The sequence below is a fragment of the Ruminococcus sp. 210702-SL.1.03 genome (assembly GCF_020559915.1).
Taxonomy (GTDB): domain Bacteria; phylum Bacillota; class Clostridia; order Oscillospirales; family Ruminococcaceae; genus YE71.
On sequence record NZ_JAJCLZ010000024.1, the window covers coordinates 18,831 to 30,911 of the forward strand.

14 protein-coding genes are annotated in these 12,081 nt (G+C 51.5%); 2 read left to right on the forward strand and 12 right to left on the reverse strand.

The features are described 5' to 3' along the window. Positions 1 to 208: 208 nt before the first annotated feature. On the reverse strand, positions 209 to 1,825 hold the full coding sequence (locus LI114_RS10800) for a recombinase family protein (protein ID WP_002596236.1): 1,617 nt from the start codon (positions 1,823 to 1,825) through the stop codon (positions 209 to 211). 225 nt (positions 1,826 to 2,050) lie between these two features. Here LI114_RS10800 and LI114_RS10805 point away from each other — a divergent pair, with 225 nt between their 5' ends. Next, positions 2,051 to 2,251 carry a hypothetical protein gene (locus LI114_RS10805; RefSeq protein ID WP_002596235.1) on the forward strand — a complete coding sequence of 67 codons (201 nt, stop codon included), beginning with the start codon at positions 2,051 to 2,053 and terminating at the stop codon, positions 2,249 to 2,251. 64 nt (positions 2,252 to 2,315) lie between these two features. On the opposite strand, the gene LI114_RS10810 is transcribed toward LI114_RS10805, so the two are convergent. The 11 genes from LI114_RS10810 to LI114_RS10860 form a co-directional block, all read right to left on the reverse strand. Continuing rightward, positions 2,316 to 2,510 carry a transposon-encoded TnpW family protein gene (locus LI114_RS10810; protein ID WP_002596234.1) on the reverse strand — a complete coding sequence of 65 codons (195 nt, stop codon included), beginning with the start codon at positions 2,508 to 2,510 and terminating at the stop codon, positions 2,316 to 2,318. A gap of 14 nt (positions 2,511 to 2,524) precedes the next feature. Then, a complete protein-coding gene (locus LI114_RS10815; RefSeq protein ID WP_002596233.1) occupies positions 2,525 to 3,367 on the reverse strand; it encodes an ATP-binding protein in 843 nt (280 codons plus the stop codon). Next, positions 3,364 to 4,158 carry a replication initiator protein A gene (locus LI114_RS10820; protein WP_006356266.1) on the reverse strand — a complete coding sequence of 265 codons (795 nt, stop codon included), beginning with the start codon at positions 4,156 to 4,158 and terminating at the stop codon, positions 3,364 to 3,366. Before LI114_RS10820 ends, LI114_RS10815 begins: the two co-directional genes overlap by 4 nt. Positions 4,159 to 4,230: 72 nt before the next feature. Next, positions 4,231 to 4,617, reverse strand: a complete 387-nt coding sequence (locus tag LI114_RS10825) for a cysteine-rich VLP domain-containing protein (protein WP_002596231.1) — start codon at positions 4,615 to 4,617, stop codon at positions 4,231 to 4,233. Further along, positions 4,607 to 6,232, reverse strand: a complete 1,626-nt coding sequence (locus tag LI114_RS10830; RefSeq protein ID WP_002596230.1) for a relaxase/mobilization nuclease domain-containing protein — start codon at positions 6,230 to 6,232, stop codon at positions 4,607 to 4,609. Before LI114_RS10830 ends, LI114_RS10825 begins: the two co-directional genes overlap by 11 nt. Next, complete coding sequence (locus LI114_RS10835; protein ID WP_002596229.1) at positions 6,204 to 6,602, reverse strand: plasmid mobilization protein; 399 nt, start codon at positions 6,600 to 6,602, stop codon at positions 6,204 to 6,206. The genes LI114_RS10830 and LI114_RS10835 overlap by 29 nt, the downstream gene beginning before the upstream one ends. A 497-nt stretch (positions 6,603 to 7,099) precedes the next feature. Further along, a complete protein-coding gene (locus LI114_RS10840) occupies positions 7,100 to 7,312 on the reverse strand; it encodes a helix-turn-helix domain-containing protein (protein ID WP_002586615.1) in 213 nt (70 codons plus the stop codon). Then, on the reverse strand, positions 7,305 to 7,727 hold the full coding sequence (locus tag LI114_RS10845) for a sigma-70 family RNA polymerase sigma factor (RefSeq protein ID WP_002586616.1): 423 nt from the start codon (positions 7,725 to 7,727) through the stop codon (positions 7,305 to 7,307). Before LI114_RS10845 ends, LI114_RS10840 begins: the two co-directional genes overlap by 8 nt. 171 nt (positions 7,728 to 7,898) lie before the next feature. Beyond that, entirely contained in the window at positions 7,899 to 8,666 is a 768-nt protein-coding gene (locus LI114_RS10850) for a class I SAM-dependent methyltransferase (protein ID WP_002586626.1), read from the reverse strand. A 50-nt stretch (positions 8,667 to 8,716) separates the two neighbouring features. Further along, positions 8,717 to 10,636 (reverse strand): tetracycline resistance ribosomal protection protein Tet(W), encoded by a 1,920-nt coding sequence (tet(W), locus tag LI114_RS10855; protein ID WP_002586627.1) that lies wholly within the window; start codon positions 10,634 to 10,636, stop codon positions 8,717 to 8,719. A gap of 827 nt (positions 10,637 to 11,463) precedes the next feature. Continuing rightward, entirely contained in the window at positions 11,464 to 11,694 is a 231-nt protein-coding gene (locus tag LI114_RS10860) for a DUF6809 family protein (protein WP_227220658.1), read from the reverse strand. A 57-nt stretch (positions 11,695 to 11,751) separates the two neighbouring features. On the opposite strand from LI114_RS10860, the gene LI114_RS10865 reads away from it, so the two are divergent. After that, positions 11,752 to 11,925, forward strand: coding sequence for a hypothetical protein (locus tag LI114_RS10865; RefSeq protein ID WP_227220660.1), 174 nt, complete (start codon positions 11,752 to 11,754; stop codon positions 11,923 to 11,925). The last annotated feature ends 156 nt before the right edge of the window (positions 11,926 to 12,081 follow it).

The following is a 12,081-nucleotide window of genomic DNA, read 5'->3' on the forward strand; positions in this document are numbered from 1 at the left end:
CGGGACATAGTTATCCCATAGAGTACGCTTCTATAATCGTATGAAATTGTGAAAAGGGCGCAGTTATGCTTGCTTGCTTGCTTGCTTGCTTGCTTGCTTGCTTGCTTGCTTGCGCATTTGCTTATGTGTGATAAAGAAGCAATAGAAGTGCAAAAAATTTTGCCGTTCCTATCCGACACTTGGCCATTGTGTCGGATAGGTCGGGCGGTTATTCGGGCAAGTCAATCTTGCCGACAAAGCTGTAATAAATCTCAATGTCCTGCCTGCGGGTGCCGTTCTCATCATAGCTGCACTCATGCACCACAATTTTCTCGATCATTTCCCGCAAGAGAGTGGGGGTCAGTTCTTCAAAGGCAAGGTGCTTGCGGACAATGCCCATAAATTTCTCGGCGTTGACGGTAGCTGCCTGTGACTTGTCCAGTTCGGCTTGCAGGGCGGCGGCTCTCTTTTTCAGCTCCGCTTGCTCGGCTTCGTAGTCAGCCGACAGTTCCATGAAACGCTCATCGCTGATTTTGCCGTTTACATTGTCCTCATACAGCCGCTTGATAATGCGGCTGATTTCAGAAATGCGTTCCTGCGCCTGTTCAAGCTGCTTGATGGCTGCGGCGGTCTTTCGCTTGCCGCCGATCTCGTTCTGCTGGACAAGTAGTTTCACAAACCGGCTCTCATGCTTGGCTGCGTATTCGGTCACTTGCCGGAGATTTGCCAGGACACCAGCGGTCAACAGATCGGTGCGGATAAAGTGCGCCGTACAGTTGCGGGTGCGCTTCTTGTAGCTGCCGCAGATGTAGCAGTCCTGTTTGCGGTCTTTGTTCTGATACCGCTGCTGATACAGCACATGGCCGCAGTCGGCGCAGAACAAAATCCCGGAGAACAGCCCCACTTCATCGTAGCGGTTCGGGCGTTTGCGCTGTTTGCGTAACTCCTGCACCCGTTCCCATGTTTCCTTGTCGATGATCGGCTCATGGTGGTTCTCGAAAATGGCCTGCTTCTCGACGGGGTTCTCTATGCTGTGCTTGACCTTATAAGAAGGCTTTTCCGTTTTGAAGTTCACCAGACATCCGGTGTACTCTCGGTTTTCGAGGATATGAACGACGGTGTTGGTCGCCCATTTGCACTCATAGCCTGGGTGATAACGGCGGGTGCTGCCTGTCCGCTGATATTCCAGCGTCCCCGGCGTGGGGATTTGCTGCTCCGTCAGCATACGGGCAATCTTGGTCGGGCCGTTCCCGGCAAGGCAAAGCTGGTAAATCTGCTGCACCACCGGGGCGGCTTCCTCGTCTATAATAAAATTCTCGTCCTCGTCCATCACATAGCCGTAAACCGGCTTGCTGGTAACAGGCTTGCCGCTCATGCCTTTTGACTTTTTCACTGCCTTGATTTTCTTGCTCGTATCTCTCACCAGCCATTCATTGAACAGATTTCGCAGCGGGGTAAAATCGTTGTCCATGCCCTCGCTGGCACTGTCCACATTATCGTTGACAGCGATAAAACGCACACCCTTTTGAGGGAACAGCATTTCCGTGTAAAACCCTACCTGCAAGTAGTTTCGCCCTAACCGGCTCATGTCCTTGACGATGACCGTACCCACTTTCCCGGCTTCAATGTCCGCAAGCATGGCTTGAAATCCGGGCCGCTGGAAGTTCGCGCCGGAAAAACCGTCGTCGGTGTACCAGCGCAGATTGGTAAAGCCGTTCTGTTTTGCGTAGGTTTCGAGTATCCTTTTTTGGTTCGATATGGAATTACTCTCGCCTTGCAATTCATCCTCGTGGGACAATCTCGGATAAAGGGCGGTAATGAGGTTTTGGGTGGCTTGTCTTAACATAAAATCCTCCGTTTCCGACAGCCAGCCCCACTATTCCGTGGTTTCATTGTACCACGGAACGGCGGGGGCTGTACAGCGGCAAAAGCGTTAAATTTGCTTCTTTACAGCTTTTCAATTTTCCGATTTTTATGGTATGGGTTGTCGTCCCATATTTGCAGTAGAAAAGTTCATAACTCCGTGGTATACTCTGATTTAACAAAAAAATCAGAAGTTAAAGGAGAAAACATGAAGTATACAATAGATGAATTAACCGCGGCCAAAAGGCAAATTGATTCAACTCTGCACAAGCTAAGAGAAACAGTAAAAACATTTGAATCAAAGGATAATTCCGAGCGTTATAAATCACAAATCACATTGGCAAAGAGAAGAATAAAAGCCTTTGAAATTGCAAATTATTTTATAGAGAATGAGATTAAGAATTGCTAAAGCACTTCCGATTTTCGTTCCAGCGGTCATGCTCCCTGGCATGGCCGCTTTTCCATGCCCCGGTTCACGCCGGATAAGTCGGCTCCTGTGTAGCAGCGGCTTCCGCTTCCAGTACCCGCGCCATTTTGTCGGCGGCTGTGGTTGTGGTGTCTTTCTTGAAATAGCCGGACACGACAAGGACGGAATTGCCCATGCGGATTTCCGTCACACAGTCAGGGCGGCGGGTGGTGCGGGTGTCGTGCTGCTTGTTATCTGCCATAGGCAATACTCCTTTCAGTCGGTAATCAGTTTCTTCATGCTCTCCATTTTCCGCTTGGCGGTTTCCTGCCGGAAGTTGTCGCCGGTAAAGCGTACCGGGACGCACATGGAAAGCAGGCGGTCATAAATCCGGGAATGGGCGGTGTCCTCCGGGTTGTGCAGGTCGTCCAGCGTAAGGTTGGTCGTGACGATCAGCGGCTTGCCGCTGCGGTAACGGCTGTCAATCACATTGAACACCTGTTCCAGCCCGTATTCCGTCCCGCGTTCCATGCCGAAGTCGTCAAGGATCAGCAGCGGATAACGACAAAGGCGGGAAATGTACTCGTTGCGCCCCTCAAAGCTGGCGGCAAGGTCATTGAGGATAAGAGCAAAGTTCGTCATGCGGACGGGGATTTCTTTCTCCATGAGGGCGTTTGCGATACAGCCTGCAAGGTAGCTTTTGCCGGTGCCTACGCCGCCCCAGAACAGGCAGCCGATATTGTCTGTCCGCATATCTTCCCAATGCTCCACATACCGGCGGGCAAGCCCGGTCTGCGGGTTCCTGCCGTTGTCGTTCTCGAAAGTCCAGTCCCGCATGGTGGGGTCGGTAAAGCCCCGGCGTTTCAGTTCTTCCACGGTGTCAAGGTGTCTGCGCCGCTTTTCGGCGGCTTCCCGTTCCTCGCGGGCGGTTCTCTGGCAGTCGCACTCTGCCGGGTGGCGGTCGCGCCCGAAGATAGCGGCCTTATCCGGCGCAAAATAGGCTTCTTTCGGCTTGCGGCACTTGCCGCAGTACAGTAAACCGTCCTCGCCGGTGTAGTCCTCCGGCTCCGGGATGGTGGTCGTCATATTCTCCAAAACCGCGTTGATTTCATTCTTCATAAACTCTCGCCCTCCTTGCATGAGTAGTCTGGTATGCCCTTTTTAGGGGCTTCCTTTTTGTCGTTCCCCGCCCATATCCGCAGGGCGGCGGCATAGTTCTGGTAGCTTTTCCCGTTGGCGGCAAGGTAGCGGCTCATTTCCTCGATGAACCGTTCCAGCCTGTCAGGGTACTCTGCCTGCAACTCGTCGTATTCGGTCTGTGACAGAAAAATATTTCCATATCGGCCATAGGGCGCGGACGGCCCCCCACTCACTCCCTTTGTTTGGCTCTCTGTAAGGTTGTTTATAGTAGTTTGGTTAGGGGACGGTTTTCCGACCATCATAAGGTCGGTTTTCTGACCATCAGTAGGACGGTTTTCCGGCTCTATGAGGGGCGGACTTCCGGCCATCAGTTGGTCTGAAAACTGTACCTGTGGCACTGGCGGTACTTTGACATAAAGCCGGTTCGGTGCGGAGAAGCCGCCCCGTTCCCGTTCCAACAGCCCCGCCGTGTCCAGTTCATTAAGCGCCCCCTTGATGGTGGTGCTGCCTTTATCCAGTATTTCTGCTATCTCCGCGATGGGATAGATAATATAAATCCTGCCCTCGTCGTCCAGCCACTTGTTTTTCTGGGAGAGGGTGGAACGGTCTAACAGCAGCGAATACAGCAGCTTGGCGGTCTGTGAAATCTCCATTTTCAGCAGGAAACGGGGATACGGCAGATAGGCGGGCAGCCGCGTGTCTGCCCTGATATAATCAGCGATAGGATCACCTCCCTGTGTTCGGGTTGATTTTGGCGTATTGTCACGCATTAAAACGCCGTTTCCGGGGGAAAAGGATAAATGTATCGCGTACCCTTTGACACCCACGAAAAAAGCCTTGATTTATGCGGGTTTGAAAGGCTCTAAAGCGTGACATCTCTGCCTTTGTTTCCGCTTTCTCTCGGCGGCTTTGATTTTCTTCATGCGCCCGGCGCAGTCGGGGCAGTATTTTCCCCGGTTGGATTTGGGGACAAAGGCCGCCCCGCAGACGGCACACCGTTTCCGGCTTCCCCGGCACAAGAGGGCTGCGGCCAGCTCCCCGTCAAGGGGCAGGACAGCCACACGGAACCAGTGGCACATGAGGGAAAAGGAAATGCTCTGGACGCACACGCAAGGCTCCCCGTCGTCCAATAGCAGGCAGTTCCCCTCATCGTAGTTACAGCACTCATGTACCAGCCGCCGCGCCCGCCGGTGCTGGCGGTAGTCCATGTGGGGCAGGTTATCGCTCATGGCTCTGCTCCTTTCTGCGGTGCGGCTCGTCCCGGCGCAAAATCTGGTCGATGTTCCGCTTGACGGTCTGCAACTCCTTGAACCGCTGTTTCTGTTCGTGATAGGTGTTATACAGGCCGTCTTTCTCGGAGATAAGCTGCTCGATCTCGGCCTGCAACGCTTTCCGGGCGGGCAGCTTGGTAATGCCATGCGCCTTGAAATACCGGGCTGCTGCGTCGGCTATGATAAAATCGCTCTCATGGGCCTGCCGGTATGCGGCGCGGGCTTTCTCGGATTTCTGTGCCCGCAGCCCGTCGCGGGCGGCCTTGGTCTGGGCGTAGGCCAACACCTGCCGCTGCAACTTCTTTTTCCCTTGCAGCTTCGTTTCCAGTGCTTTCAGTTCGCCGCTGGTCTGGCGCATTTTCTGATAGGCGGTGTCAACGGCGGCTTCTAACTGCTCCGGGGAAGTAAAGCCGTATTGCTGGTAGACGGACAGCGTTTTGGCGGCCTGCTTCAGATTGTGTATCTTCGCCCAGCGTTCATAGCCCCGGCCTTTGCCCTCGGCCATTTTCTGCTCAATGTCCACAAGCCGCTGCACTCCGTCCTGTTTCGGGGCGGCTATCTCGGCTCTGGCAACCTGCAAGCGGTCTTTTATGGTGCGTGGGGGATCGGGGGATCTGGCTGGCGCTTCGGCTGCTCTGGCGGCGTTTTGCTCTAAAACGGCAAAGACAGCGGCGCGGTCAAAATCGTCGCCCAGCTTCCGGGCGGTAATTGGCTTTGTCCTGTCCGGCGTGAGGTAGGAAAGCCGCCCCCGGCTCTCCTTGACGGTCACACCCTCCTGCAGCAACAGAGAGGAAAACTCGTCAAAGCTGGCGGCGGTGGCAAGGGCTTTCCGTAGGGTCTGCCGCAGCTTCTCCTTGTTCGTTTCAAACTTGGTCTGCCGGGGCGTGATACTATCGGCAATCATGGGGGCGTTCTGCTTGTCCAGCGCGGCCTGTCCCTTTTTCTGCGCCCAATACTCCCGGTCGGTGACGCGGTTCTTGCTGCCGTTCAAGAGGTCGATTTGATAAAGCCCCTCCCGGTGGCACATCTCCATGACTTCGGATTTGAAGTAGCGCAGGGCAGCGTCGGTACATCGGTGCTTGCAGCCGACTTTCGTATCGGCCGGCCTGTCCATGTAGGGCAGGAACGGCACTTCCTCAATCCGCAGGCTGTTTATGACGATATGCACATGAATGTTGCCGCTGTGGTTATGCCCGTCCGGGTGGGTGCAGACAAGGGCCTGGTGGCCGGGAAAATGCTCTTTACAGAATTGTTCCCCCAACGCCTGCGCCCGGTCTACGGTCAGGCCGTTGTCCGGCCCGTCCCGCGGGTCAAAGCTGATGATGTAGTGGTGGCTTTTCACATCTTCCCGCCGCTGGTTTTTCTGATAGCGGAGATTGGCCCGCATACACGCAACGGCAAAATCCTCCCCGTCGCAGTTCAGCGTGGACAGCCGGTAGTCCTCGCGGGGGATAAGCCTGCCGGTTTCATCAAGGACGGGCTTCATGGTAAACTCGTCATGCTCAAAGAGAAGATATTGCTCGGCGGCTCCGTAGTCGGCGTTTTTAGAGTTGATATGCTTGAGTGTTGCCAACCGCGTCACCTACTTTCTTGAGGACTTCATACTTGAGGACGGCAAGGTCGGATATGGCGGCGCGTACCTCGCCGGAAAGGGTGTTGTAGGGTACGCCGTATTCGTTCAGATACCGGGCAATCTGATTGAGGTTGCCGCCGATCCTGCCGTACTCGGCTGTCAGCTTCCCGACAGCGGAAAGCAACTCGTCATTGACCGACGACACATGGACAACCGGGCGTATGGTCGCCCGCCGTATCGCCTGCCGGAGAAATTCGGACTGGCTGATACCATAGGGCGCAAGCCGCGCTGTGAAGTCGGCATACTCATCTTCGGACAGCCGGGTTTTCACAACGCGGCTGCGGTGGGGCGTGTTGTATTTCTTTCGCATGGTGTGACCTCCTTTCTCGCCCGTAAGGGCGCATGAGCAGGGTTTGGGGAAGGCACTCCCCAACAAGTTTCCCGCGAGGGGCAAAACTGCAGAATTGCGGATTTTGGCACCGTGGTAGAAACTTGCTCTCCGTGACTGCAAACTTTCTCTCACTTCCGTCCGCCACTTTTTTGGAAAACTGCAACCACAAAAGTTTGTTTCTCTTTTTCTGCTACTACTAATCCTGTAAAGGGCATTCCTGCCCGCTTTCGCTAAAATGACACCGGACGCAGTGGTTTCTACCCGGTGTTGGAGAAATCCTTTCTCTTTGCCCTCTACTACGGGTAAATGCTCCAAATGCCAAACACCAGGGCAGAAAAATTCCCTCCTCGCTTACTACTACAACCGGCAGGGGGCAAAATGGCCGGGAGCGGAGCCGGACAACAAAAAAAGCAGTAAATCTTTTTCAAGACTTACTGCTTTCGCTGGCCGCGTCGGTGGCGGCTGGTATTCAGTTTTTATGACTTGTCCGGTGGTTCGTCAAGCCGGAACTTGAATTGACAGTCAATTAACCGCTGCTTTACATAGTCCTCCACCTCGGCGTTGACCTGCCCGTTCACTTTTGAGAAATAGCGGATATATCCGGCGTAGTGGAGCAGGACAGCGTTCACGGCTTCTGGGTCGCCCTCACGGGCTTTGAGGATTGTTTCATAGGGGAGAAGTCTACTCATACCGGCTCACCCCCATTTCTTCGCGTAGCCGCTGCAAGGCAAGCTGGATATGCCGCCCCGCTGTGCTGCGTGACCGGCCAATACACGCGCCGATCACGCGCTGCGGCTGGCGCAGAAAGTAATAGCGCAGGATTTCTTCCCGCGTCTGCTCCGGCAAAACAGAGATCGCGTCGGCAAGGGCGGCGTTGCAGAGCAGGACGGTCTGACCGCAGACGGTAAATGGGTATTCCTCGTCCGGCTCCGACGCGGCAAACTGGACAAACTTCTCGTTCATCAGATAGTCAAGGGAAACTTGCCGTTCCCATTGCCGTTTAAGCTTCAAAATCTTGTCCAAGGCGGCACAGCGGATAACAGTCTTGCAAAAGGCGTTGTACCTGCGCTGGATATATTCTTGATAGGCTATCTGGTCGGTCATGGAAATTCCCCTTTCTGAATAATAGTGCGGGGCGGTGGCACTTCTTGCTGTCGCCCCTTGATTGCCTACCAGCAAAGGCGGGCGGGGCTGTCAACGGCTGCGCATATGCGCCGTTCATCTTGACCGTTGACTGGCTCGGCTGGGTTTGCTATTTACCCGACAAACTTGAATTTATTTTAAGCTATCACGTTTTACCTTCTTAAGCCTTACTATCATTACCATAGGAATTTCTTTGTTGGTTTTAAAACATTCTTCATAAAATCCATCAATGACAAATCCAGCTCTAAAACAAAGGTTAAAAATATCTTGTATGGAACGATGATAATAAATCTGCTCTTTCGGTTGCCCTTCAATCGCTATATCATAGTAACTGTGCGGTGTCATATATTTTTCAGTCAACGTGACAAAACAAGGGTGTTGCGTTGCAAAGACAAAAATTCCGCTTTCCTGCAACAGTTCATAAACAGCCATAAGAAGTGGTTCAATATCCGTAATATCCATAATTGCCATATTAGAAACTGCTTTCGTAAAGGCTCGATTTCTTTTTAATTCTAATATACTTTTTCTATCGGTCGCATCCGCCACACAAAATTCAATTTGTTTTGCATATTGTGATTGCCGTCTTTTAGCCAATTCTATCATTTTTTTGCTGTAATCAAAAGCGACAACCGAAGCGCCTCTTTGTGCAAGATACGAAGAATAATTTCCATTGCCACACGCAATATCCAAAATGTAATCCGCAGGATTAGGAGATAGAAGTTCCGTTACTTTGGGACGCACTACCTCTCTGTGAAATTCATTAGATTCGTCACCCATTGCATTATCCCAAAATTGTGCGTTCTCCTCCCAGATTTTTTTACTTTCCTCTGTTCCCATGTTCTCTCCCACTCCCCAAATTTGCTTTTTTGCTTCCATTAAATCTTCCTTACTATATTCCATTGTTACCCTCCATAACTTCTGATTGTTGCCGTCTTGACGATTATGTATCTTTACATTACCTTCTGAAACATATGGCGCACCTTGTCCAGGCGGCTGTTTGGACGGCGGGGCTGGATGACCGGCTGACCGACAGCGGCCTGATATCCTTTCAGCTCTGTAAGGCATACGCTCCGCCCGTTGGTGTAAAAGGCCAGATCAGTACGGTATGCCTGTATACAGCGGGCGGGAATCTCGCCAGTAAAGACAACTTCATCCTTTTTTACCTGGGCCGTTTCGATGGTGGCACAGTATTTCGGTGCATCATGATAAGCCCTGGAAAGGTATTCCTGGGGCGCATAGAGGATGAAGGAGAGATAAGGTTCCAGCAGCTGCGTCCCCGATTCCTTCAATGCCTGTTCCAATACAATCGGGGCCAATGAGCGGAAGTCCGCCGGCGTGCTGACCGGACTGTAATAAAGCCCGTATTCAAAGCAAATCTTACAGTCCGTTACGTTCCAGCCGAACAAGCCCTGCTCCAGCCCGTAACGGATACCATCCCTGACAGCGTTTTGAAAACTCTGGTTCAAGTATCCCAGCGAAACCCGGCTCTCGTATTGTACACCGGAGCCAAGCGAGAGTGGTGTAACAGACAGTCCTATGGATGCCCAAAACGGGTTGGGCGGCACCTCGATATGGATGGTGTGGCTGGCTGCTTTGAGCGGCCGCTCCATATAAATGACGGAGGGTTCCTTTACCACTGTTTCAAGCTTGTATTTTTCCGACAGCAAAGCGGAAACAACCTCCAACTGCACCCGGCCCAAAAAAGAAAGAATGATCTCATGGGTGATGGAATCCACTTCGCAACGCAAAAGCGGGTCAGTATCCGCAAGTTGCGTAAGAGCGTCCAGCAGCCGTTCTCTTTGCGCTGCCGTTTTCGGCGCAATCGTCGTCCGCAGCATGGGGAGGGGGTCCTCGCGCCACCTTTTACGAGGGAGCCGGGTTTGGTCCCCTAATACATCGTTTAACCTCACGCTGTCGCTGGGAAGGATAACAATTTCACCCTGATAAGCGGTGTCTGTCCGAACAATTTCCCCTTTGGATGGAATACGCATCTCTGTGATTTTCAGCTTTTCTCTCCCGGCCAGGGCCACCGTATCCCGCAGGCGCAGCGTTCCGCTGTATAACCGTAGATAGACACGCCGCTGGCCGCAATCGGTGTACTCAACCTTGAAAACGCTGCCGCATAGGGCGGCGCCCCCCTGTTCCCCAATCGGTTGGAACAGCCCTGTCACCGCATCCATCAACGGTTGAATGCCAAGGCCATTTTTGGCGCTGCCATGATAGACTGGGAACAGGGAGGCGTCTTGAACCCGCTGCTGTTCCTCCCGCGCAAGTTTTTCCCGGCTGATTGGTTCTCCTGCGATATACTTTTCCAATAATTCATCGTTATTTTCGATGACCGCATCCCATGCTTCTATGTCGGTATTTTCCTCCAGGACTATTTCCGGGGACAGCGACACCGTCTGCTTGATGATAATATCGGCGGAGAGCTTATCCCGAACAGACTGAACCACGCTCTGCAAATCAACGCCAGCCTGGTCGATCTTGTTGATAAAGATAACGGTGGGAATGTTCATTTTCCGCAGGGCATGGAACAGAATACGGGTCTGGGCCTGCACGCCATCTTTAGCGGAGATCACCAAGATGGCCCCATCTAAAACAGCCAAAGAGCGGTACACCTCCGCCAAAAAATCCATGTGGCCGGGCGTATCCACAATGTTAACTTTACATCTGTGCCACTGGAAGGAAGTGACTGCCGCTTGAATGGTAATCCCACGCTGCCGCTCCAAAAACATGGTGTCCGTCCTCGTTGTCCCTTTTTCGACGCTCCCCGGTTCTGAAATGGCTCCGCTGGCATATAGCAGGCTCTCCGTCAAGGTCGTCTTTCCAGCGTCTACATGGGCAAGAATTCCAATATTGATTATTTTCATGTGATTGTCCTCCCTTTACAGCCCCAAAGGGCATAAAAATCCCCAGCAGTAAAATACTTTTACCACTGGGGATTATAAGTTGCGGACATACACATATACAGCATACACCTGTTTGTGATTGCTGTTTTTGGGGATATGTCAAAATTGATAAGGCAAAAGTATTCTTAAATTGGGTACAAAAAACTAAGCCCCTACAAAAGGAGCTATCATAATCCTTTGTTCCCACTATTTGATTATAGTTTTATTTAAGAATACCTTGCCGCATATTTTTTACTCCTTTTCTGGATTAAATCATTGTATCACATCAGTTTTAGGAAAGCAAGTACCTAAAAGAAATTTTTCTTCCCCTTATATGTAACAATCATACCGGCTTCCTAGCGTTCAGAATGTTTTCTGCTGTCTGCTGTGGTGTTTGGTTGGAATTGTCCAACCAAAAGCCGATCCGTGGTGTTGTCTGCATTTTACTAAATACAAATTCAATGTATACAGAAAGATATAAGGAGTGGGAGGGATTCCGCCGTAGTTGGCATTGTAGGAAAATCCAAAAGTTTAGATTTTCCCACAATGCTTATCTTTTGGTCTTTGGTTCGGAATAGTGTAGTGCTGGCGGTCTATCTCTTGTTTTCAGTTGCTTGCTTCCTTACCGTACATGAGCATTATACCGCATCGTCATACGCCTGTCAACCCCTTCTGCGAAATTAGTTGTAAACTTTTGGTGAACAAGAATACAACTATTCAATCTAATTCTACCATAAGAGGACAAAAATGTCAAGGGGTTTGGAGCGGTATTTCGGGAACATGGAAAAAGATCGCTTAGGAAAATTCTATTACTCCTGAATCTCTCTCATCAGAGTCACGCCGTCCTTGAAGCCTGCCTTGTACGCAGCTCTCATTTCAGCAGCGGCAGTCTCACTTTGCAAGTCGCATAGCTTATGGTACAAGATTGTCTGCTCCTCAGTCAGCGACTCCTCAAATGGGATAGCGGTCTGCTCCCATTCATCAGAGAAGTGGTCTGTCTTGATAGCACCGATACGGCTATTGTAGATCTCATCAATCATAGGGATACTTCCTTTCAGTCATTGCAGTTAGTGTGAATATCGGAAAGGCTGAAAGTCGTGACTGATGAGCTGAATCAGGCAGCTATTGAAGCCAAGAAGAACGCTCCGAAGCGTGAAAAGACTTGCTACTTTGAGAGGGCGAAGATGAAGCGTGATGCTGCAAGGCTTGCTAAGAAGCCGAAAACTCCGAAGGACAAGGCTAAAGGCAGGGGCAAGCAAGGAATTGAATAAGCAACTTTAAACCCAGTGGATTCAAAGTGAATGAGCCGATTTGTTTACAAGTCGGCTCAGTTTATATAAATCTTGTCTATTAGGATTATTGGACGATTTCCTGGGAACAGCGTAGGTTGTCAGAGATTTATCAAAACATAGGAAATGCATTCGTTG

Coding starts and splice junctions, on each gene's coding strand:
- LI114_RS10810 (WP_002596234.1), bottom strand. CDS start 2,510: ATGGCAGATAACAAGCAGCACGACACCCGCACCACCCGCCGCCCTGAC.
- LI114_RS10805 (WP_002596235.1), top strand. CDS start 2,051: ATGAAGTATACAATAGATGAATTAACCGCGGCCAAAAGGCAAATTGAT.
- LI114_RS10815 (WP_002596233.1), bottom strand. CDS start 3,367: ATGAAGAATGAAATCAACGCGGTTTTGGAGAATATGACGACCACCATC.
- LI114_RS10825 (WP_002596231.1), bottom strand. CDS start 4,617: ATGAGCGATAACCTGCCCCACATGGACTACCGCCAGCACCGGCGGGCG.
- LI114_RS10860 (WP_227220658.1), bottom strand. CDS start 11,694: ATGATTGATGAGATCTACAATAGCCGTATCGGTGCTATCAAGACAGAC.
- LI114_RS10850 (WP_002586626.1), bottom strand. CDS start 8,666: ATGGAATATAGTAAGGAAGATTTAATGGAAGCAAAAAAGCAAATTTGG.
- LI114_RS10835 (WP_002596229.1), bottom strand. CDS start 6,602: ATGCGAAAGAAATACAACACGCCCCACCGCAGCCGCGTTGTGAAAACC.
- LI114_RS10800 (WP_002596236.1), bottom strand. CDS start 1,825: ATGTTAAGACAAGCCACCCAAAACCTCATTACCGCCCTTTATCCGAGA.
- LI114_RS10840 (WP_002586615.1), bottom strand. CDS start 7,312: ATGAGTAGACTTCTCCCCTATGAAACAATCCTCAAAGCCCGTGAGGGC.
- LI114_RS10845 (WP_002586616.1), bottom strand. CDS start 7,727: ATGACCGACCAGATAGCCTATCAAGAATATATCCAGCGCAGGTACAAC.
- LI114_RS10820 (WP_006356266.1), bottom strand. CDS start 4,158: ATGCGTGACAATACGCCAAAATCAACCCGAACACAGGGAGGTGATCCT.